The sequence below is a fragment of the Photobacterium sp. genome (assembly GCF_057456235.1).
The window spans coordinates 476282-497309 of the sequence record NZ_JBVCPH010000001.1 but is presented as its reverse complement, the minus strand read 5'-3'; the positions used below and the strand labels follow the sequence as shown (position 1 = coordinate 497309).

The 21028-nt window shown below is 47.5% G+C and carries 19 protein-coding genes; 15 read left to right on the top strand and 4 right to left on the bottom strand.

What is annotated here, in order from left to right:
• Positions 1-226 precede the first annotated feature (226 nt).
• Both AC2204_RS02180 and rne read right to left on the bottom strand, forming a co-directional pair.
• Positions 227-1786 carry a SulP family inorganic anion transporter gene (locus AC2204_RS02180; RefSeq protein ID WP_318923763.1) on the bottom strand — a complete coding sequence of 520 codons (1560 nt, stop codon included), beginning with the start codon at positions 1784-1786 and terminating at the stop codon, positions 227-229.
• A 292-nt stretch (positions 1787-2078) separates the two neighbouring features.
• Positions 2079-5309: a ribonuclease E gene (rne, locus tag AC2204_RS02175; protein WP_318923761.1), complete on the bottom strand. Its 3231-nt coding sequence runs from the start codon at positions 5307-5309 to the stop codon at positions 2079-2081.
• Positions 5310-5748: 439 nt separating this feature from the next.
• Between rne and rluC the strand changes: the two genes are divergently transcribed.
• Positions 5749-6693: a 23S rRNA pseudouridine(955/2504/2580) synthase RluC gene (rluC, locus tag AC2204_RS02170; RefSeq protein ID WP_318923760.1), complete on the top strand. Its 945-nt coding sequence runs from the start codon at positions 5749-5751 to the stop codon at positions 6691-6693.
• A gap of 64 nt (positions 6694-6757) precedes the next feature.
• Here rluC and AC2204_RS02165 read toward each other — a convergent pair whose 3' ends face one another.
• Positions 6758-7339, bottom strand: coding sequence for a Maf family protein (locus AC2204_RS02165; protein WP_318923758.1), 582 nt, complete (start codon positions 7337-7339; stop codon positions 6758-6760).
• A 422-nt stretch (positions 7340-7761) separates the two neighbouring features.
• Between AC2204_RS02165 and yceD the strand changes: the two genes are divergently transcribed.
• From yceD to ptsG, 14 genes are all read left to right on the top strand, one after another.
• Complete coding sequence (gene yceD / locus AC2204_RS02160; RefSeq protein WP_318923756.1) at positions 7762-8274, top strand: 23S rRNA accumulation protein YceD; 513 nt, start codon at positions 7762-7764, stop codon at positions 8272-8274.
• Positions 8275-8298: 24 nt separating this feature from the next.
• Complete coding sequence (rpmF, locus tag AC2204_RS02155; protein ID WP_006231206.1) at positions 8299-8469, top strand: 50S ribosomal protein L32; 171 nt, start codon at positions 8299-8301, stop codon at positions 8467-8469.
• 9 nt (positions 8470-8478) lie between these two features.
• Positions 8479-9504, top strand: a complete 1026-nt coding sequence (plsX, locus tag AC2204_RS02150; protein ID WP_318923733.1) for a phosphate acyltransferase PlsX — start codon at positions 8479-8481, stop codon at positions 9502-9504.
• A gap of 5 nt (positions 9505-9509) precedes the next feature.
• On the top strand, positions 9510-10466 hold the full coding sequence (locus AC2204_RS02145) for a beta-ketoacyl-ACP synthase III (RefSeq protein WP_318923731.1): 957 nt from the start codon (positions 9510-9512) through the stop codon (positions 10464-10466).
• A gap of 25 nt (positions 10467-10491) precedes the next feature.
• Positions 10492-11427 carry an ACP S-malonyltransferase gene (gene fabD, locus AC2204_RS02140; RefSeq protein ID WP_318923729.1) on the top strand — a complete coding sequence of 312 codons (936 nt, stop codon included), beginning with the start codon at positions 10492-10494 and terminating at the stop codon, positions 11425-11427.
• Between the two features lie 12 nt (positions 11428-11439).
• Positions 11440-12174 carry a 3-oxoacyl-ACP reductase FabG gene (fabG, locus tag AC2204_RS02135; RefSeq protein ID WP_318923728.1) on the top strand — a complete coding sequence of 245 codons (735 nt, stop codon included), beginning with the start codon at positions 11440-11442 and terminating at the stop codon, positions 12172-12174.
• A 159-nt stretch (positions 12175-12333) separates the two neighbouring features.
• A complete protein-coding gene (acpP, locus tag AC2204_RS02130) occupies positions 12334-12570 on the top strand; it encodes an acyl carrier protein (protein ID WP_107253049.1) in 237 nt (78 codons plus the stop codon).
• An 85-nt stretch (positions 12571-12655) separates the two neighbouring features.
• Positions 12656-13894, top strand: a complete 1239-nt coding sequence (fabF, locus tag AC2204_RS02125) for a beta-ketoacyl-ACP synthase II (protein ID WP_318923725.1) — start codon at positions 12656-12658, stop codon at positions 13892-13894.
• Positions 13895-13974: 80 nt separating this feature from the next.
• On the top strand, positions 13975-14784 hold the full coding sequence (pabC, locus tag AC2204_RS02120; RefSeq protein WP_318923723.1) for an aminodeoxychorismate lyase: 810 nt from the start codon (positions 13975-13977) through the stop codon (positions 14782-14784).
• Complete coding sequence (mltG, locus tag AC2204_RS02115; RefSeq protein ID WP_318923721.1) at positions 14778-15788, top strand: endolytic transglycosylase MltG; 1011 nt, start codon at positions 14778-14780, stop codon at positions 15786-15788. The genes pabC and mltG overlap by 7 nt, the downstream gene beginning before the upstream one ends.
• Positions 15788-16417 (top strand): dTMP kinase, encoded by a 630-nt coding sequence (tmk, locus tag AC2204_RS02110; RefSeq protein WP_318923719.1) that lies wholly within the window; start codon positions 15788-15790, stop codon positions 16415-16417. The genes mltG and tmk overlap by 1 nt, the downstream gene beginning before the upstream one ends.
• A 1-nt stretch (position 16418) precedes the next feature.
• A complete protein-coding gene (gene holB, locus AC2204_RS02105; protein ID WP_318923718.1) occupies positions 16419-17396 on the top strand; it encodes a DNA polymerase III subunit delta' in 978 nt (325 codons plus the stop codon).
• Positions 17386-18162, top strand: coding sequence for a TatD family hydrolase (locus AC2204_RS02100; protein WP_318923716.1), 777 nt, complete (start codon positions 17386-17388; stop codon positions 18160-18162). The genes holB and AC2204_RS02100 overlap by 11 nt, the downstream gene beginning before the upstream one ends.
• 462 nt (positions 18163-18624) lie before the next feature.
• Complete coding sequence (gene ptsG, locus AC2204_RS02095) at positions 18625-20055, top strand: PTS glucose transporter subunit IIBC (RefSeq protein ID WP_318923715.1); 1431 nt, start codon at positions 18625-18627, stop codon at positions 20053-20055.
• 129 nt (positions 20056-20184) lie between these two features.
• On the opposite strand, the gene AC2204_RS02090 is transcribed toward ptsG, so the two are convergent.
• Positions 20185-21027 carry a lytic transglycosylase domain-containing protein gene (locus AC2204_RS02090; protein WP_318923713.1) on the bottom strand — a complete coding sequence of 281 codons (843 nt, stop codon included), beginning with the start codon at positions 21025-21027 and terminating at the stop codon, positions 20185-20187.
• Between the last annotated feature and the right edge of the window lies 1 nt (position 21028).

The following is a 21028-nucleotide window of genomic DNA, read 5'->3' as shown; positions in this document are numbered from 1 at the left end:
GGCAGGTATAGGTGGTACTGCGAGAGAAATTTTGCGGGAGAGAAGGGCACAAAGCAATGAAAATATTCGTAATAATCAGCTTGCTAGCAGTTACATTAAAAAAGTGGCAGAAGGGTTAACCGAATGGATACAGGAGGGCTTTAATAACCGATTCTTCCTGAATATAGAAACGCCCGCAATCGCGGGCGTTTCTATGTTGTCAGCTTGAAACCAAACCGGCAGGGTATTAACCGCCTAAGGTATCTGTTGCAACTTTATAGGTTGGATCTTCCAGCATATTCACTTCAACCAGATTACCGGCTTTTTTCAGTAAGCTACGGCACTCTGGGCTTAAATGACGGATATGCAATGTTTTACCCTGGCTGGCATAACGTTCAGCGATGGTATCAATGGCTTCAATCGCGGAATGATCAGCGACGCGCGATTTAGCAAAATCAATGATGACAGCTTTAGGGTCATTTTTCGCGTCGAACAGTTCTTGGAAGTGAGACACCGAACCAAAGAAAATCGGTCCATTTACTTCGTAGATCTTAGTGCCTTTCTCGTCAGTATGCGTAGCCGCGTAAACATGCTTAGCGTGATCCCATGCGAAGACCAGTGCAGAATAGATAACACCCACGATAACCGCAGCGGCAAGGTCGGCGGCAACAGTGACACAAGTTACCAGAATGATCGTGAAGAAGTCATGCTTCGGTACTTTACGGGCCATCTTAAAGCTTGCCCACTCAAAGGTACCGATCACGACCATGAACATAACACCAACCAGTGCTGCCAGCGGGATCATCTCAATCAGCGCCGAACCGAAAAGAATGAAACACAACAAGCCAACCGCACCAGAGATGCCAGACAGACGACCGCGACCACCAGAGTTAATGTTGATCATAGACTGTCCAATCATCGCACAACCACCCATGGCGCCGAAGACTGAACAGGTCACATTGGCAACACCCTGACCGACACATTCACGGTTACCCTTGCCGCGAGTTCCTGTCATTTCATCAATAACGGTCAGAGTCAGTAGCGATTCAATTAAACCCACAGCAGCAAGGATTAATGAATAAGGAAGGATAATACGCAGGGTTTCCATATTGAAACCGACTTCCGGTAATGCAAAGCTTGGCAGTGTGCCAGCCAGGGTGGCATTAACATCACCGCTCATCGCCCGAACGAAGTCGATAACGGTACGGGAATCAAGCCCAAGAACGTTTACAAGCACAGTAACGGTAATAATGGCCACAAGGGAAGAAGGTACTGCTGTGGTGAGCTTTGGCAAAAAATGGATGATGAACATTGTCAGGGCAACAAGCCCTAACATGATGTACAGCTGAGAGCCCTGCATCCACTCGAGTGCACCTGTTGCATCAGGTACTTTGAACTGGCCCAATTGAGCAAGGAATATAACGATGGCAAGACCGTTAACAAAGCCGATCATCACAGGGTGTGGCACCATGCGGATGAATTTACCGAGTTTGAAAACGCCAGCAAGAATTTGAAACAGGCCCGCCAGCATAACGGCGGCAAACAGGTACTGAACACCATGTTCAGCGACGAGGCTGACCATTACAACAGCCATAGCGCCTGTTGCACCAGAAATCATACCTGGGCGACCACCTAAAATAGCTGTGATGATACCGACAATGAAAGCGGCATACAGGCCAACCATTGGGTCAACACCTGCCACAAAGGCAAAGGCAACGGCTTCAGGGATCAGGGCTAACGCAACGGTCAAACCCGAGAGTATGTCATTTTTTATAGAGTGGTGTGAAAATTGAGGAAATTCAAACATTATAATAAGTTTTATATCAGTCGGGTTGATGAGATCAATCACATTAAGTAACTGCGCTGAATGTTCAGTTATTTAATACGGTTGGTATTACTGAGCATTGAAAGACGCGAATCCTACAGAAATATGTGATTTGGTTCAACTTTCATACTAAATTAGTTTACAGAAATGTCAAAATTAGCATCAAAGTTTGATGTGAATTGGATTAAGGGTGAAAAATGATGATTATCAGCGTCGCTGAATTTAAGGGAAAAAAAAGCCATGCATTAAGCATGGCTTTTTCGGTTTATGCTACTTAGTCTTGCGAAGGCTTCGTCATCGGTGCCGTCGCTGTACTCGTGGCCGTTTTACTGCCAGCCTGACGAATTTTAGATCGTACTTCGCGCAGAGGAGCAGAGGCAACAACTGTCGACTCCCCACTTTCTGCAGGTGCCGGCGCTTTAACCATCGGAGATGTGGTATGGCGTCCACGAGGGGCTGTTGATGTTACAGCTGCCTGCGTAGCTTTCACTGTTACAGGTTTTACAACCGGAGCTTCAGCGGCAGGGGCCTTGGTTGCAACAACAGGCTCTGCAGATTCAGCCTCTTTCTCTTCGGCAACAGGCGCCGCAGAGATCGCTGGTTGAACGCTTTCAGCGACCGGCTCTGCGGTTGCTTTAGCTTCCATTGTGTTCGCGTCTGTAACCTGCGTCTTGGCAGCAGGACGAAGCGGGAACGCTTTACCCATTGCCAGCTCAGGCATTGCAACGCCACCTAAAGTTGTATGAACCGTTTCTTTCGTATCAACGATTTCAGCGGTTACAGCTTCAGCAACTGGTGCGGTTTCAACAACCGGTGCCTCAGTAAGAGGTGCTGCTTCAGCAACGTCAGCTGTTGGTTGAACGGCTTCAACAACAGGTTTAGCTGCACGAGACCAAACTTTACCCATTGCCATTTCCGGTGAGGCGACACCTGAAACAGGGCGGGATGATTTTGGCTTTTCAACAATTGAAACAACGTGTTCCAAGTTGTTTAATGTATCTGAAGCTTCTTCAACAGCATGGCCTACAGCATCAGTAACGGCCTGATCAACAAGGTCGGTTTTTTCAACTTTGGTATCACGCATACGACGACGGCGTTGACCGCTGGCACGTAGATGACGCGGAGAACGTCGATTACGGCGCTGACCACCTTCCTGCTCGTTGTTCTGTTCTTGCTGGTCGTTATCAACCTGAACATCTTGAGCTAATGCTTCTTTGGCAACAGCCGTGCCCATTTCTTGCAAAGGAGAAGCGACTGTATTCTCTTCCACAATTTCTGGCTGAGTGGCCGGGGTTTGTACTGGTGCATTGTCGACATCATTTGTGATGCGTACTTTTTTACGCAGCTGACGACGCTGACGGCGTTGTTTCACTGTCGCGACTTTTTCCTGCTCAGTAACACGTGGCTCGTCGAGGACAGGCTTTTCAACTTTAACTTGTTGTTCTTCCTGATGACGCGGCTTCTGAGGTTTTGTTTCGTCTTTACGTGGCTGACGCTTCGCTTCCTCACGCGGAGGACGTTGCTTCGTTGGTTTCTCCGCTTGCGGTTGCTGATCTTGCTTCGGTTTTTCCTGGCGACGACGTTGTTGACGTTGCTCCCCGTCAGCTTCCTGACGGTTACGATTCTTACGTGAATCATCGCCATCACGGCGGCTATCGCGGCGGCTATCACGGCGGTTATCACGGCGGCCATCGCGGCGGCCATCGCGCTGGCCATCGCGGCGGCTACGGTCGTCTTTTTCTTCTGTTGCGTTCTTCTCTGGCTCCGCTTCAGCCTGACCAGAGAAAAGATCAGTTAATGCAGAGAAAAGGCGACTGAACAGGCCTGGTTTCTGCTCTGTTTCAATTTCAACTTTAGCCGGTGCTTGAGGCTTTTTAGCCATTGGCGCAGGTTTTTTGGGAGCAGCAAACCCTTGCAGTACAGGCTCTTCGCGCTTTTTAGCAATACGCTCTTGCTGTGGCGATTCTGCTGCTTCAGCTTCTTTCAGTTCATCGATAATTTTCGGAATGTGGTAAGAAAGTGTATCTTTCTCATCCCCTTCGCGTACACGCATCACTTCAAAGTGAGGTGTTTCCATATCCGAATTAGGTACGATCACAACACGAACTTTGTGATACTTCTCAATATGTTGGACCGATCGACGTTTTTCGTTCAACAGGTATGAAGCAACGGCTACCGGAACAATGGCCAAAACCTGCGCACTGTTGTCTTTCAGCGCCTCTTCTTCGATCAGGCGAAGGATAGACAATGACAGTGATTCGTTATCACGCACAACACCGGTACCGGTACAGCGTGGACACACATGGTGGCTTGCTTCAGCCAGTGACGGGCTTAAACGCTGGCGTGACATTTCAAGCAGACCGAAGCGAGAAATGCGACCAATTTGCACGCGTGCACGGTCCATACGTACTGCTTCACGCAGACGATTCTCAACTTCACGCTGATTACGAACCGGCGTCATATCGATAAAGTCGATAACAACAAGGCCGCCTAAATCACGCAAACGAAGTTGACGCGCAATTTCATCTGCGGCTTCAAGGTTGGTTTGCAGTGCAGTTTCTTCAATATCACTGCCTTTAGTCGCACGCGCTGAGTTGATATCGATAGATGTTAAAGCTTCTGTCGGATCGATAACAATGGAGCCGCCAGATGGCAGATGAACATTACGCTGGAACGCAGATTCAATCTGGCTTTCAATCTGGTAGTGGCTAAATAGCGGTACTTCACCTTCGTACTGTTTTACTCGAGAGAGGAAATCAGGACGAATAAGCTTAATGTGATCACGTGCACGATCGAAGATTTTCGGGCTATCGATAAGAATTTCACCGATATCACGACGTAGGTAATCGCGAATTGCACGAGCAATGACATTACTTTCCTGATGGATCAGGAAAGGTGCAGGGTTTGAGGCTGCGGCTTCTTTAACAGCACTCCAGTGATTAAGCAGAACATTCAGGTCCCACTCAAGCTCTTCACCCGATTTGCCCACACCCGCAGTACGAACGATTAAGCCCATACCATTTGGCAGTTCCAGCGTACTGAGTGCCGCTTTAAGTTGGGTACGCTCTTCACCTTCGATACGACGAGAAATACCGCCTGCACGAGGGTTATTCGGCATCAGAACAAGATAACTTCCGGCCAATGAGATAAACGTAGTGAGAGCCGCGCCCTTATTGCCACGTTCTTCTTTGTCTACCTGAACGATAACTTCCTGACCTTCTTTCAGCACTTCCTTGATGTTAGGACGGCCCTGATAAGAGTAGTTAGCTGGGAAGTAATCGCGAGCAACCTCTTTAAGAGGAAGAAAACCGTGACGTTCAGCACCATAGTCAACAAACGCAGCTTCCAGGCTTGGTTCGATGCGGGTGATACGGCCTTTATAAATATTTGCTTTTTTAGATTCGTGGCCAGGGCTTTCGATATCAAGATCGAAAAGCTTCTGCCCATCAACTAATGCGACGCGCAACTCTTCCTTCTGAGTCGCGTTAATCAACATTCTTTTCATTATATTGTACTCGTTTTATTGTCGTTGTTTTAGCGAGCTAATTAAAAATACTTTATCGGTGGTGCCGGACTCCAAGTCTTATGTACGAGTGCAGCCTCACGGCTGGAAATTCAGGAGTGCTTCTGGCAACACTTATCATCCAACGGTATCGAGATGGTTAGATCTGAAATATATCGCTGGTATCACCGCATCGACGCGGTTGTATCTATCACACCAATAAAAAATCTATAATCTGACACGCTAATAATGGCTCTAGCGACCATAACGTCTTACGCCGTGTGCTGCGTATATCACTAGAGCTGCATAAGAAATAGTCATTCAGGTGGGCTTTTGCTCACCTTGTTATTAAAGTAGGCATATTTCCCTACTCTGTACGCAATGATAGCAGGGTGACTTTTTTGCGGCAATCTGCTTTGCATGCATGATACAATCAAAACCTATGAAAGAAGATAAACCAAAAGTGCAATTCATCGAGATATCCGATGACTTTGCTGGCCAGCGGATCGATAACTTTCTCCGCGCTCGGCTTAAAAACGTTCCAAAAAGTATGATTTATCGCATTGTGCGCAAAGGTGAGGTGCGAGTAAACAAAAAACGCATAAAACCTGAATATAAGTTACAAGACGGTGATCTGGTTCGAGTACCGCCGGTTTTTGTGCCGGAGCCGGAAAATCAAGCACCTGTCAGTACCAAGCTGACCAAAGTGGCTGAACTGGAATCATGTATCATCTATGAAGATGATCATATGCTGATCCTGAACAAACCCTCCGGAACGGCTGTTCATGGTGGTAGCGGGCTAAAGTTCGGTGCCATTGAAGCGCTGCGTGCATTGCGCCCGGATGCTAGGTTCCTGGAACTGGTTCACCGCATCGACCGTGATACCTCTGGCATCTTACTGATCGCCAAAAAACGTTCGGCGTTGCGCAGGCTGCAAGAGCAGTTCCGCAATAAAACGGTGCAGAAGTATTATTTCGCATTGGTGATGGGTGAATGGAAAGCCAGCTGCAAAAAGGTAACCGCACCTTTATTGAAAAATGAAGTGAACAGTATTGTCCGCGTTAATCCTAACGGTAAAGCGTCCGATACTCGGTTTAAAGTATTAGAGCGCTTTGAGCAGGCGACGTTAGTACAGGCTAGCCCGGTCACCGGACGCACGCATCAAATTCGAGTTCATTGCCAGTATGCCGGCCACCCTATAGCCTGGGATGACCGCTATGGTGATCCGCGTTTTGATGCTTATACGAAAAAAGTTGGCCTGGGGCGCCTGTTTCTGCATGCGGCGAATATTAAGTTTACGCACCCGCAGACGGAAGAACTGGTCGATATCAGTGCCCCTATGGATACGACGTTAAATCGAGCCATTGAAAAATTGCGTCAGCAGTAGTTGAGAGACGAGTAACGAGATCTGTAAGCTCATAGATAGGTTACTCGTCTCTCATTACTTGCCGCTATAGGATATCAACGCCTTGTTTGGCAAGCTGTTCACGCAGTGCGATCAATGGTAAGCCGACGAGGGTGTTAGGGTCACGGCCATCGAGCTTGCTAAATAGCGCGATACCTAACCCTTCACTCTTAAAGCTGCCGGCGCAGTTTAATGGCATCTCACGCTCGACATAGTGCCGAATTTCTTGTTCAGACAGCTCTCTGAAGTGAACATGGAAAGGTTCACAAAGTATGTCGCTTTGTTTTGTTTTGGCATTATACAGACATAAACCGGTGTAGAAGGTGACCGTTTGTCCGCTAGCGGCTTTGAGCTGCTGGCATGCGTTTTCAACGGTGTGGGGTTTACCAATAATACGATCGTTGATGACACAGACCTGATCTGAGCCAATAATTAGATGATCGGGAAAATTGTTTTCACAGGCTTTCGCTTTTTGCTCTGCTAATCTTTTAACCAGATCTTCTGCAGATTCTCCGTCAAGCGCACTTTCATCGATCTCCGGGCTGGTGGTTTCGAATGGATACTGGAATTTTTCCAGTAGCGCTTTTCTGAATGGGGAGGTTGATGCAAGTAGCAAAGGTTGAGTCATGGTGGTATCTGATTAGTGGATGGTCACAATAGTCTAACCAGCCCAGATAAGAGATGCGAGTTTTTCACTTTATCCGTGATCTTGTCACGGTCTTTGTGATCAGAGCAGGGCACTCATACGCTGGTATTGCTCCAGAGAGAGAAAGATAGGATCAGGGTTTAGAAAAGCTGTGATGCAACTGGGTACAAATAGCGCTACGGCTACCGTGCCGAGTGATTTTTGAACTGTATTTGTCGGTTATTTATCCGCTTCAGATAAAGGAAGCAAGTGGTTGAGTCACTGGTAAATAACCGTTCAACCGATGGGAAGGTGGATCTTAAACCTCGACGTGTTTAAGGCAGGCAGATGAAATGGCTAAAAGCTGTTAATTCGTACACATTTCCTTTGACTCAAACAAATTAGAAGGCTAATATTCGCGCCCTATGCAAAAGGTAAAATTGCCGCTAACGGTCGATCCGGTCCGCGCTGCTCAGAAAATGCTTGATTTTGATGGCATCATCAAAGCCGAGTTACTGACACGTCTGGCTGAATCCACTCAGAGCGTAGTAAGTGATGCAAACGTCACCTTGTCATTTGACTTTGACCGACGTCACCTCGCATTTCTGCACGGTCGTGCAGATGTTGAAGTGGTGTTGACCTGTCAGCGATGCCAGGAAGGGTTCAATCACACTCTTAGTGTGGAATTCTGTTATAGTCCGCTCCTCAAACCTGAGGAAGAAGACGAGTTTCCGGAAGCTTATGAGCCGGCTGAAGTCGACGAAAATGGTGAGATCAATCTGCTTCAAATCATCGAAGATGAGTTGATTCTAGAGTTGCCTCAAGTCGCTATGCATGATGAAGCTGACTGTAAAGCCAGCGGAAACATGACTTTTGGTGAGATCCCCATTGCTGATGAGCGTCCGAATCCGTTTGCAGTATTGAAAAATCGAAGTTAAGCGTTTATTTAAGGAGTAGGGTTAATGGCCGTACAAAAGAGCAAAAAATCACGTGCAGCACGTGGTATGCGTCGTTCACACGATGCACTAACAACTGCAGCTGTATCGGTAGATTCAGCAAGCGGTGAAACCCACCTACGTCACCATGTGACTGCTGACGGTTTCTACCGTGGCCGCAAGGTTATCAACAAATAAGGTTGAGCCTTGACTGGTCTAACCGTTGCACTTGATGCAATGGGTGGGGATTTCGGTCCTCATGTAATAGTGCCTGCCGCCGTGCAGGCACTGTTACAATACCCGGAGCTAAAAATTATTCTCTATGGTGATCAAAGTGCGATCACATCTCAGCTATCTCTCCTGAATCAACCTGGCAACCCTCGAATCACCGTTATTCATAGCGAAAAGACTATCGCCAATGATACTCGTCCGTCACAAGCATTACGCCGTAGCCAAGGTACTTCCATGCGCATGGCCTTAGACTCAGTAGCAGAAGGCCATGCCGATGCCTGTGTCAGTGCCGGTAATACCGGGGCTTTAATGGCGCTGTCTCGCTATACTCTAAAGCAGTTGCCTGGCGTTGAGCGGCCTGCATTAGTGACAGCTATCCCAACTCAAAGTCAGCACAAGACCTGGTTGCTCGATCTTGGCGCAAATGTCTCCTGCGATGCTGATACTCTGTTTCAATTTGCGGTAATGGGCTCGGTGCTCGCCGAGCAATGTTTACCGTCGAAACCCCGGGTGGCGCTGCTCAATATCGGTGAAGAAGAGATAAAAGGGAATGATCTGGTTAAGCGCTGTGCCGAAATGCTCAGTAGCTCGCCAGATATCCACTATATAGGCTACATTGAAGGTGACCAATTATACGCAGGAAAAGCGGATGTAATTGTCTGTGATGGTTTTGTTGGCAATGTCAGCCTGAAAACCAGTGAAGGCGTTGCTAATTTATTTATCAATAGTTTTAAGCAAGCCGTCACCAGCAACCCAATTAAACGTTTAGTGGCTAAATGGTTGTTTCGTGACCTATTTGTTAGCCTCAAACAGTTGAACCCCGACCAGTACAATGGTGCAAGTCTGTTAGGATTGCGCGGTATTGTGGTCAAAAGCCACGGAAGTGCTGATATTTCCGCTTTCGCAAATGCCATTGGCGAAGCGGTACACGAGATCAAGCGGCAAATACCGACAAAAATTAGTGACCGTTTGGAAGAAGTATTACTCGAGAGGCCATATTAGTCTTCATGTATAGCAAAATTTTAGGTACAGGCAGCTACCTGCCAGCCCAAGTGCGTTCTAACGCCGACTTAGAACAGATGGTCGAGACCAGCGACGAATGGATTGTTGCTCGTACCGGGATTCGTGAACGGCGTATTGCTGCGGCGGATGAAACCGTTGCCGTAATGGGGTATCAAGCTTCTTTAAACGCTATCGAAATGGCGGGTATTGATAAAGAAGAAATTGATCTTATTATTGTCGCGACGACCAGTGCCAGCCATTCTTTCCCGTCTGCTGCCTGTCAGGTTCAGGGCATGTTAGATATCAAGGGCTGCCCTGCATTCGATATTGCGGCCGCGTGTTCTGGTTTTGTTTATGCGTTAAGCATTGCGGATCAGCACATCAAGACCGGGATGGCAAAAAATGTGCTGGTGATCGGTGCTGATGCTCTGTCACATAAATGCGATCCGGAAGATCGTGCAACGATCATACTGTTTGGCGATGCTGCTGGTGCTGTGGTTGTGGGCGCGAGTGAAGAGCCGGGTATTATTTCGACCCACTTGCATGCTGATGGTCATTTTGGTGGCCTGCTAAGCCTGGCAACGCCTGAACACGGGCAGCCCTTTAGTGATGACCAATGGCTCTATATGGCCGGTAATGAAGTGTTTAAAGTCGCCGTTACTCAGCTGTCAAATTTAGTGAAAAATACGTTAGCCGCTAATGATATGGATAAGTCAGAGCTTGATTGGTTAGTCCCTCATCAAGCCAATTTGCGGATTATTTCGGCCACAGCCAAAAAACTGTCTATGTCCATGGATCAGGTGGTTGTCACCCTTGACCGCCATGGTAATACTTCAGCAGCAACGGTACCGACGGCACTTGATGAAGCGGTGCGTGATGGCCGTATTCAGCGTGGCCAGATCTTGTTGCTGGAAGCTTTTGGTGGCGGTTTCACCTGGGGCTCGGCATTAGTTAAGTTTTAACAAAATAAAAATTAAGGATCCTCGAATGTCTAAGTTCGCGATTGTTTTTCCTGGGCAGGGCTCTCAGGCGGTCGGCATGTTGGCTGAGCTGGCAGAGCAATTTGATGTTGTTAAGCAAACTTTTGCTGAAGCATCTGAAGCTCTTGGTTATGACCTGTGGGCATTGGTTCAAAACGGCCCCGCGGAAGATCTGAATCAGACTCACCGTACTCAGCCTGCGCTATTGACTGCTTCTGTTGCTATCTGGCGTGTATGGCAAGAACAAGGCGGTGAGCAGCCAGCAGTACTGGCAGGCCATAGCCTGGGCGAATATTCGGCACTGGTGTGTGCGGGCGTTATCGACTTCAAAGAAGCGGTTAAGCTTGTTGAACTTCGTGGTCAGCTAATGCAGGAAGCCGTACCAGCAGGTGTCGGCGCAATGTCGGCCATTATTGGTCTGGACAATGATGCTATTGCGAAAGCATGTGCAGAAGCCGCGCAAGATCAGGTTGTTTCTCCGGTTAACTTTAACTCTCCGGGCCAAGTGGTTATTGCCGGTAATAAAGAAGCCGTAGAGCGTGCCAATGTATTATGTAAAGAAGCAGGCGCAAAGCGCGCACTTCCTTTACCGGTTTCTGTACCTTCTCATTGTGAGCTGATGAAGCCTGCGGCAGAGAAACTGGCAGTGGCGTTAGAAAGCATTCAATTTAATATGCCGTCTATTCCTGTCATTAACAATGCAGATGTGCAGACCGAGACCGCTCCTGAAGCCATTAAGCTGGCACTGGTTAAGCAGTTATACGGTCCGGTTCGCTGGACTGAATCTGTCGAGCGTATGGCTGGCGAAGGCATAGAACAACTATTTGAAATGGGTCCCGGCAAAGTCTTGACGGGCCTTACAAAACGTATTAATCGCGCACTTAGCGGTGCCGCTGTCAATGATCCGGCTAATTTAGAAGCCGCTAAGTTAAGTATTAGCTAAAGAGGAATAACAATGAGCCTGCAAGGTAAAGTTGCTCTGGTAACGGGTGCTAGCCGCGGTATCGGCCGTGCGATCGCTGAAATTTTGGTTGAGCGAGGCGCTACCGTTATTGGTACCGCAACATCTGAGAGTGGCGCAGAAGCCATCAGCGTATATTTGGGTGATAACGGTAAAGGCCTAGCCCTGAACGTCACGTCACCTGAATCTATTGCTGATACGCTAAAACAGATTAAAGAACAGTTTGGCGATATTGATATTTTGGTTAATAATGCCGGTATTACCCGTGACAATCTGCTTATGCGTATGAAAGATGACGAATGGCAAGATATCATTGATACTAACCTGACATCTGTTTTCCGCCTGTCTAAAGCGGTGCTGCGTGCGATGATGAAAAAGCGTCACGGTCGTATTATCAGCATTGGCTCTGTGGTGGGTACCATGGGCAATGCAGGACAGACGAACTACGCAGCAGCGAAAGCCGGCCTGATTGGTTTCACCAAGTCGATGGCGCGCGAAGTCGCATCGCGTGGTATTACAGTGAATGCGGTTGCGCCTGGTTTTATCGAAACGGATATGACAAAAGCCCTGAATGATGAGCAGCGGGCTGCTACACTAGCTAACGTACCAGCTGGTCGCCTGGGTGATCCGCGTGAAATTGCAGCAGCAGTCGCGTTCTTGGCGTCTGAAGATGCTGCTTATGTAACCGGTGAAACACTGCATGTTAACGGTGGCATGTACATGATTTAATCAAAAAAGTTGCAATACTTGATGACGCAAGTCAAACTCACCATGTTTTAAGGCAAAATCGTGGTTTGACCAGCAATGAGAGTCTTGCAACTTTTGCCGTAATGAATAAACTACAGCAAATCGCATTAGCGAATTCTTGTTTTAAGGAAATATATTAGTATGAGCAACATCGAAGATCGCGTAAGAAAAATCATCATTGAGCAACTAGGCGTAGACGAAGCAGAAGTTAAAAACGAAGCTTCTTTCGTTGACGATCTAGGTGCTGATTCACTAGATACAGTTGAACTAGTAATGGCTCTTGAAGAAGAATTCGATACTGAGATTCCTGACGAAGAAGCTGAGAAAATTACTACAGTTCAAGCTGCAATCGACTACGTAAACAGCGCTTCTGAGTAATAAGAACACCCCCCAGGCGGTCACCATGACCGCCTGATTTTTTTTTAAATCTGTTAACCCCCCTCAATACCCGGAGAAATTAATCGTGTCCAAACGTCGCGTAGTTGTTACTGGCATGGGTATGCTAACTCCTGTTGGCAATTCGGTTGAATCTTCTTGGAAGGCTTTACTATCTGGTACCAGTGGTATCAGTACGATCGAGCACTTTGATGCTAGCTTGTTTGCTACTCAATTTGCCGGAATGGTAAAAGACTTTAATCCTGAAGAATACATGACCAAGAAAGATGCTCGTAAGATGGATTTATTCATCCAATATGGCATTGCTGCTGGCGTGCAAGCATTTAAAGATTCTGGCATTGAAGTGACCGAAGAAAACGCACACCGTATTGGTGTCGCAATCGGTTCAGGCATTGGTGGTCTTGGTCTTATTGAATCAAACCATCGTGCATATTTGGACAAAGGTCCGCGCAAAATTAGCCCGTTCTTTGTTCCATCAACAATCGTAAACATGATTGCGGGCCACATGTCTATCATGCATGGCTTCCGTGGTCCTAACATCGCTATCTCTACAGCTTGTACTACTGGTCTTCATAATATTGGCCATGCGGCACGTATGATTGCATATGGCGATGCAGACGTCATGCTGGCCGGTGGTGCTGAAAAAGCATCGACTGAACTCGGTATGGGCGGCTTTGCTGCTGCTAAAGCGTTGTCGACTCGCAATGACGACCCACAAGCGGCTTCACGTCCTTGGGATAAAGACCGTGACGGCTTTGTTCTGGGCGATGGCGCCGGCATGATGGTCGTAGAAGAATACGAACATGCTAAAGCTCGTGGCGCTAATATCTATGCTGAACTTGTCGGCTTTGGTATGAGTGGCGATGCTTACCATATGACATCACCAACACCTGACGGTTCTGGTGGCGCACTGGCCATGGAAGCGACCCTTCGCGATGCAGGTATCAATGCCGACAAGATCGGTTATATCAATGCACATGGTACGTCAACGCCTGCCGGTGACGTTGCTGAAACGCTTGGTATCAAGCGTGCTATGGGTGCGGCAGTGAATGATGTCCTGGTCTCTTCAACCAAATCAATGACCGGTCACCTGCTGGGTGCCGCGGGTTCTGTTGAAGCGATTATTTCCGTGATGTCTCTTGTTGATCAGGCGGTACCGCCAACAATCAACCTGGATAACCCTGATGAAGGTTGTGATCTTGATTACGTTGCCGGTGAAGCACGCCAGGTAAACCTAGAGTACGCACTGTGTAACTCCTTTGGTTTTGGCGGCACAAACGGTTCGTTACTGTTTAAGAAAATCTGATAATAACCTGATATCATAGAACGGCCCGATACTCATGTACCGGGCCGTTTTTTTATATGCAGTATGGATAAGGCGTCAGGATGGTACTGATCAACGGCAGAGAACAGACAACCGTACCGGTTGCAGATCGTGCGATGCAATATGGTGATGGTTGCTTCACCACTATTTTAGTGGACCAGGGTAAGCCTCAATTATGGCCGCTACATCTGCAGCGATTACAAAAAAATGTTTCGGCGCTTTACATTACAGAACCCGACTGGGCAATCCTGGCCCAACTTGTGCGTCAGCGAGCGGCAAGCTACTCTGACAAAGGCGTGGTTAAGGTACTGATCAGTCGTGGTGTCGGTGGCCGGGGTTACAGTGGCATTGGCTGTGATGATACTCAGGTTGTCGTATCTGATTTTGCCTGGCCGCAGCATTACGCACAGTGGCAGCGAGACGGTATTGAACTGGGTGTCAGCCAGCAACGACTGGGGCTGGTACCGATGTTAGCCGGGCTTAAGCATCTGAACCGTCTTGAACAGGTATTGCTGAAACGAGAGGCAGAAAGCCGCGGTTGGCAAGATGCGGTGGTGTTGGATGTCAATGGGCATGTCACGGAAACCACGGCTTCGAACATTTTCTGGCGTAATGGTAAAACCATTTATACCCCGGAGCTCGATGCCTCAGGTGTGCATGGCGTAATGCGAGCCCATGTCATTGAGCTGATTATAGGTACCGGATATTGTGTAGAGTTTGTCAAAAAGCCGCTTGAGGGATTGCTTCTCGCTGAGGAAGTCTTTATTACTAATGCCCTGATGGCGTTAGTGTCTGTAACAAAAATTAATGATCGAGATTTTCCTGAGCGTACTGCGTTCAGTGTATTGAACAAGAGGTTGTATTCGTGTTGAAGAAGTTGCTTATTGTTGTAGTGGTGCTGGGAGTCATTGCCGCAGGAGCCGTTGGTTGGTCATACCAACAAGTTAAGGCCTCGCTGGAGCAGCCTGTCATTAACAACCAGGAAGTATTTATCACGGTTAAATCTGGGACCAGTTTTCGTGGTTTATTGAATCAGCTAGCCGATGCCGAAGTGATCACGCCTTCGCAGTGGATGCGCTGGATAGGTAGAATCGCGCCTCAGCTGACTCAGATTAAAGCGGGAACCTATCAAGTTTTACCGGCACAGAGCTTACGTGATGCCCTTACGGTGATTGCGTCAGGAAAAGAGCACCAGTTTGTGATCACACTGGTTGAAGGTGACCGCCTGGTCGACTGGCTGGCTCAGCTCAGTCAGGCTCCGGCATTGGAATATAAAACGGCAGGAATGTCAGAAGCTGAGATTGCCAAAGCTATCGGTGCCGATGTCGAAAAACTAGAAGGTTACCTGCTGCCTGAGACCTATCATTACACCAAAGGCACTTCGGATCTTGAACTGTTAACGCGCGCTTATAGGCAAATGACCGCTCTGCTGGCTGATGCCTGGCAGGCGCGTGATAAGAAAATCCCGCTCAAGTCACCTTATGATGCCCTGATCATGGCATCCATTATCGAAAAAGAAACGGCGCTAGACTCAGAGCGTACATTAGTTTCGTCGGTATTTATGAACCGTTTGGTTAAAGGAATGCGGCTGCAAACGGATCCTACCGTGATCTATGGTATGGGCGATAAATATGACGGTAACATCCGTAGAAGGGATTTACGCACTCCAACGCCTTATAATACCTACACTATTTTTGGCTTACCGCCGACACCGATAGCGATGCCGAGCAAGGCTTCTGTGCTGGCGGCGGTCAATCCCGAGACAAGTACATACCTGTATTTTGTGGCTGATGGTAAAGGCGGCCATAAATTTTCGAAATCACTCACAGAGCATAACCGCGCTGTTCGAGCTTATTTAAAGACGTTAAGAAACTAATGACTGGTAAATTTATTGTAATCGAAGGCCTTGAAGGGGCGGGTAAAAGCACGGCTATTAATCAAGTGATTAAAACCCTGGCAGCACACGGCATTGATGATCCAGAATCAACTCGTGAGCCTGGCGGTACGCCACTTGCCGAGCAAATGCGGAGGTTGGTCAAAGAAGGGCATCCTGATGAGCCGTTAACCGATATGGCAGAGCTGCTATTGTTGTATGCCGCACGCATACAGTTAGTTGATAACGTCATTAAGCCAGCCCTGGCCCAAGGTCGTTGGGTTGTCGGTGATCGTCATGATATGTCATCGCAAGCTTATCAGGGGGGCGGCCGAGGCTTCGATAAAGCGCTGATGGAAAACCTGCGTGATATGGTACTGGGTGATTTCCGTCCTGATCTCACTATCTACATGGATATTGATCCCGTGCTTGGCCTTGAGCGTGCGAGAGGACGTGGCGAATTAGACCGGATCGAGCAAATGAACATTGATTTCTTTCACCGTACCCGTGCGCGTTTTCTTGAATTGTCGGAAAATGATCCGACGGTATTGGTCATTGATGCGAGTCAGTCACTTGAAGCTGTCTCCGCGGATATAACGCAGACATTAACTCGATGGTTGGAGCAGCAATAATATGCTTTATCCCTGGCATCAATCTTTGTGGCACAACTGGCAGCAATTGCTGGGGCAGGGGCGTCTGCATCATGCGGTACTGCTGCTTTCTGCTAAAGGGAGTGGACGGGAGGTTTTAGCCAAACAGCTGGCGAAGACGATGTTGTGCCAAAATTGCGATACTGAGCCTTGTGGTATTTGCCATAGCTGCCAGTTGTTTGCGGCTGAGACCCACCCTGATTTTCATATTGTGAAGCCAGAGCAAGAAGGTAAGCAAATTGGGGTTGATGCCGTCCGTCAATGTAATCGGTGGGCGATGGAAACGTCGCAACTGGCTGGTCAGAGGGTGATCATGATTGAACACGCTGATGCGATGGGCGAAGCCGGCGCTAATGCGATATTGAAAACCCTTGAAGAACCGCCCTCGGGCTGTCAGTTTATTTTAACGGCACAGTCGATTGATAGTTTGTTACCGACGATTGTCAGTCGTTGTAACAAATGGCGTTTGACAACACCGGATGAGCAGGATGTGAAGAGGTGGGTTGAAAAGCAGTTAATGCGGTCGATTAAGATAGAGGCGGTCCGTCTTAATAGTGGTGCGCCACTGGCAACTATGCAGTTTGTCGAGCAAGGGCTGGATATCCGTCATGGTAATCTGATCGATGCATTTGCGGCATTTTTACAGCCTCCCTATATCGGCATCTACGATGTGGCTGGTTTATGTTCCAGCGAAGGGATCCCCAGTTTAAAGTGGCTAAGCTATTTTATGGTTGACTGTATTAAACTTCAGCAAGGGGTCAGTGAATATCTGGTTCACGGCGAGTCTCTAGCCAAAGTACAAGCGGTTGCCGGGCTTGTGCCGCCTGCCGTCTTAATAAAGCAGGTAAGAAAGATTAACGAATTACATAGAATGTTAGAAAAACAACGCGGATTAAATACCGATCTGCTCCTTGTTGAGTGGTTAACCGGTTTCTTAGGAGAAAATAACAGTGTTAGTTGATTCACATTGTCACCTGGACAAATTAGATTACGAGCAGCTTCATACAGGGATTGATGATGTGTTAGCTAAGGCCAAGGCACGTGGTGTCGACTACTTCCTTTCGGTTGGTGTTACGCTACAAAGCTTTCCTGCCATGATGGCAATGATTGAACCACATGAAAATGTGTTCGCATCTTGCGGCGTGCACCCACTGGATATTGAAGAAGGTTTTGATTTTGACCAGTTGAAAGTGTTTGCACAGCATGAACGTGTTGTGGCTATTGGCGAAACAGGGTTGGATTATCACTATCAGCCGGAGCTTGCACAGCAACAGCAGGACATTTTCCGTCGGCATGTGCAATTAGCGGTAGAGCTTAATAAGCCATTGATCATTCATACTCGTATGGCGCGGGAAGATACGATGCGTATTTTACGCGAAGAAGGCGCTCAAAAGTGCGGCGGTGTGTTGCATTGCTTTACTGAAAGCCTGGAAATGGCACAAGAAGCGATTGAGTTAGGTTTCTACATCTCAATTTCAGGCATCGTAACGTTCAACAAGGCCAGTGAACTCAAAAATGTTGTGAGTAACTTGCCACTCGAACACTTGCTGGTTGAAACGGATTCCCCTTATCTTGCACCAATTCCGTATCGAGGGAAACAAAACCAACCAGCCTATGTCCGGGAGGTTGCACAGTACATCGCATTATTAAAAGGGGTATCGGTTGAAGAGGTTGAAGCGGTCACGACCAATAACTTCTTTACACTTTTTTCGCGAGCCGAGCGTTAGAATATTGAATGATAAAAAAGGAGCTAAGGCTCCTTTTTTTATTTATTCTGTCCAAAATTGGTCGATGTGTTTTGATTTAGAGACACTTCTTCATTCAATGCATTTATCAACATTTAGTGATTAAATTTTAAATAAATAATATAGAGCAATAATCACTAGAAATTTGCATGGCACCCCAGCAACTGGGTTACTTACCAGTTTTTGTTAGTTTACATTTAAATACAGTGTCTTACGATGGTTTCGGGCGGATTTCAAACCGGGTGTATTGACTTTCATGATTATATTTTGACATTTTATTTACTGTCGTGTGGCGTTTTGGTGGTTGTCAGCTCATATTTAAGGCTATGTTTTATAGTAACAATGACATAAGTGAGAAAAGTAGTGCTAGCATTATGACTGCGAAGGTATATCGCTTGCACGTATATTGATCTCTAAATAAAACATCGCACTCAGGAGCACAATATGTTTAAGAACCTTTTTGCTAACCTGCAGAAAGTCGGTAAGGCACTTATGTTGCCTGTATCGGTTCTGCCGGTAGCCGGTATTCTATTGGGGGTTGGCGCCGCTAACTTTAGCTGGCTGCCAGAAATTGTTTCTCAGATTATGGAACAAGCTGGTGGTTCCGTATTTGGTCAAATGTCACTATTGTTTGCAGTAGGTGTTGCACTTGGTTTTACCCACAACGACGGTGTTGCAGGTCTGGCTGCTATCGTTGGCTACGGTATCATGACGGCAACGCTGGGCGTGATGGCCAGCGTGATGGGGGCAGAGAAAATCGATACCGGGGTGCTCGGTGGTATCCTTGTCGGTGGTTTGGCTGCATGGGCTTTTAACCGGTTTTTCCGTATCCAGCTGCCGGATTACCTCGGTTTCTTTGCGGGTAAACGTTTTGTACCTATCATGACCGGCTTCTGTGCAATTGGTCTTGGTGTTGTTCTTTCTGTGATCTGGCCGCCAATCGGTGGGGCAATTGAGTTATTCTCTCATTGGGCCGCAGATCAGAATCCAACGGTTGCGTTTGGTATCTACGGTATTGTTGAACGTTCTTTGATCCCGTTTGGTCTGCACCACATCTGGAATGTCCCATTCTTCTTTGAAGCCGGTAGCTGTATCAATGCAGCGGGTGAAGCACGTACGGGTGTACTGACCTGCTATCTTGAAGCGAACGAAGCAACTCGTATTACTGGTAACGGCTTCGGTCAGCTTGCGGGTGGTTACATGTTTAAGATGTATGGCCTGCCGGCTGCAGCAATCGCTATCTGGCATTCAGCGAGACCAGAAAACCGGGCGAAAGTGGGCGGGATCATGATCTCTGCGGCCCTGACGTCATTCCTGACCGGAATTACTGAGCCAATCGAATTTTCGTTCTTGTTTGTGGCGCCAATGCTATACGGAATTCACGCGTTGCTGGCGGGGTCTGCATTTGTCGTGACCAACATGCTAGGCATGGTGCACGGTACGTCTTTTTCGCATGGTTTTATTGATTTTGTGGTTCTTTCTGCAAACGCTGAGAAAATTGCGTTATTCCCATTAGTGGGCCTTATTTACGCGGCTATCTACTATAGCGTGTTCCGTACCGTTATCGCCAAGTTTGATCTGAAAACGCCAGGCCGTGAAGAGGAAGAGGAAGATGCTGCAATCGCCTTTACTGGGACTGAAATGGCGAAAGAGCTGGTTATGGCATTTGGTGGTAAAGACAACATCACCGGTCTGGATGCATGTATCACACGTCTGCGTGTTTCAGTTGCAAGCATCGATAACGTTGATCAGGATAAGCTGAAGAAATTAGGCGCAGCAGGGGTCGTTATTGCAGGGGGAGGGGTTCAGGCTATCTTCGGTACTAAGTCAGATAACCTGAAAACGGACATGGATGAGTGGATACGTAATCACTAAGACGGCTCACTGATTTAGTCACCTGCGTATATGCATATAAAGGGAAGCTTCGGCTTCCCTTACCGGTTTGCTAAGGAAAATATCCAGTCAGTAGTCAGGAAGCTTGTTCCGCGGGTGCGTTATGAACTTCTACAGTGGCACCAAAGGCTTAACGGGTTCCATGTTGATGATTTTCCGAGGCTCAAACAGCTCCAGCAGTAAACGCTGTTCTCGCAAAACCAGAGGGATGACTTTGGCATCAAACTCGTGGGCAATACTGCTCTCTGACGCTGGCGGTTTAAGCGCTTTAACATCGACAATATCCAGCAGGGCATAGAATTTGTGCACGTAATTAACCGTTTCTTGCGGTAATTGCAGGGCGGAAAAATGTTTGTCTACTTGCTGTCTGAGGGCTCGCTGAACTCTTCCTTCCCCTGAGTTATAGGCTGCTAAAGTGAGTTTGATATCCTGATCGAACTTATTGTAAAGGAAACTTAGGTATTTAATTGCAGCTTGGGTACTTTTGCTGATATCAAATCGCTCGTCATTCATTTTGTCAACGTTTAACCCGAACCGTTTTGCGGTTGCTGGCATTAGCTGCCACAAACCTGCGGCCTTGGCTGGAGAAACTGCCTCAGGATTAAAGGCTGATTCCAGCATCGGGATTAAGATCAGGCTCTGGGGTAACTGATGTTGTTTTAACTGGAAAAGGATTTTTTGAATGGTTGGCTGATAGCGTTCGAACTGCTTATTGATAAGTACTGTATGTGGTGAAAGTTGATTGTAATGCTGGGCGACTTTTCTATTGAAGACCTTGTTGTTAAAGTTATTGTTGTTGAATCTATTATTATCATTATGGAAATTATCGCGATGGTAGGCACTGTTAGTTACACTGTCAGCCGGGACAGAGAAGAGTAGTATCGCAATGAGTATGGGGGGGAAAACCAGGTTTTGCCATAAACAGCCGAAATAAATGGATCGGATAGTCAGCATA

Coding starts and splice junctions, on each gene's coding strand:
- fabD (WP_318923729.1), top strand. CDS start 10,492: ATGTCTAAGTTCGCGATTGTTTTTCCTGGGCAGGGCTCTCAGGCGGTC.
- yceD (WP_318923756.1), top strand. CDS start 7,762: ATGCAAAAGGTAAAATTGCCGCTAACGGTCGATCCGGTCCGCGCTGCT.
- rpmF (WP_006231206.1), top strand. CDS start 8,299: ATGGCCGTACAAAAGAGCAAAAAATCACGTGCAGCACGTGGTATGCGT.
- rne (WP_318923761.1), bottom strand. CDS start 5,309: ATGAAAAGAATGTTGATTAACGCGACTCAGAAGGAAGAGTTGCGCGTC.
- AC2204_RS02165 (WP_318923758.1), bottom strand. CDS start 7,339: ATGACTCAACCTTTGCTACTTGCATCAACCTCCCCATTCAGAAAAGCG.
- rluC (WP_318923760.1), top strand. CDS start 5,749: ATGAAAGAAGATAAACCAAAAGTGCAATTCATCGAGATATCCGATGAC.
- AC2204_RS02090 (WP_318923713.1), bottom strand. CDS start 21,027: ATGCTGACTATCCGATCCATTTATTTCGGCTGTTTATGGCAAAACCTG.
- holB (WP_318923718.1), top strand. CDS start 16,419: ATGCTTTATCCCTGGCATCAATCTTTGTGGCACAACTGGCAGCAATTG.
- acpP (WP_107253049.1), top strand. CDS start 12,334: ATGAGCAACATCGAAGATCGCGTAAGAAAAATCATCATTGAGCAACTA.
- AC2204_RS02180 (WP_318923763.1), bottom strand. CDS start 1,786: ATGTTTGAATTTCCTCAATTTTCACACCACTCTATAAAAAATGACATA.
- pabC (WP_318923723.1), top strand. CDS start 13,975: ATGGTACTGATCAACGGCAGAGAACAGACAACCGTACCGGTTGCAGAT.
- AC2204_RS02145 (WP_318923731.1), top strand. CDS start 9,510: ATGTATAGCAAAATTTTAGGTACAGGCAGCTACCTGCCAGCCCAAGTG.
- fabG (WP_318923728.1), top strand. CDS start 11,440: ATGAGCCTGCAAGGTAAAGTTGCTCTGGTAACGGGTGCTAGCCGCGGT.
- tmk (WP_318923719.1), top strand. CDS start 15,788: ATGACTGGTAAATTTATTGTAATCGAAGGCCTTGAAGGGGCGGGTAAA.
- ptsG (WP_318923715.1), top strand. CDS start 18,625: ATGTTTAAGAACCTTTTTGCTAACCTGCAGAAAGTCGGTAAGGCACTT.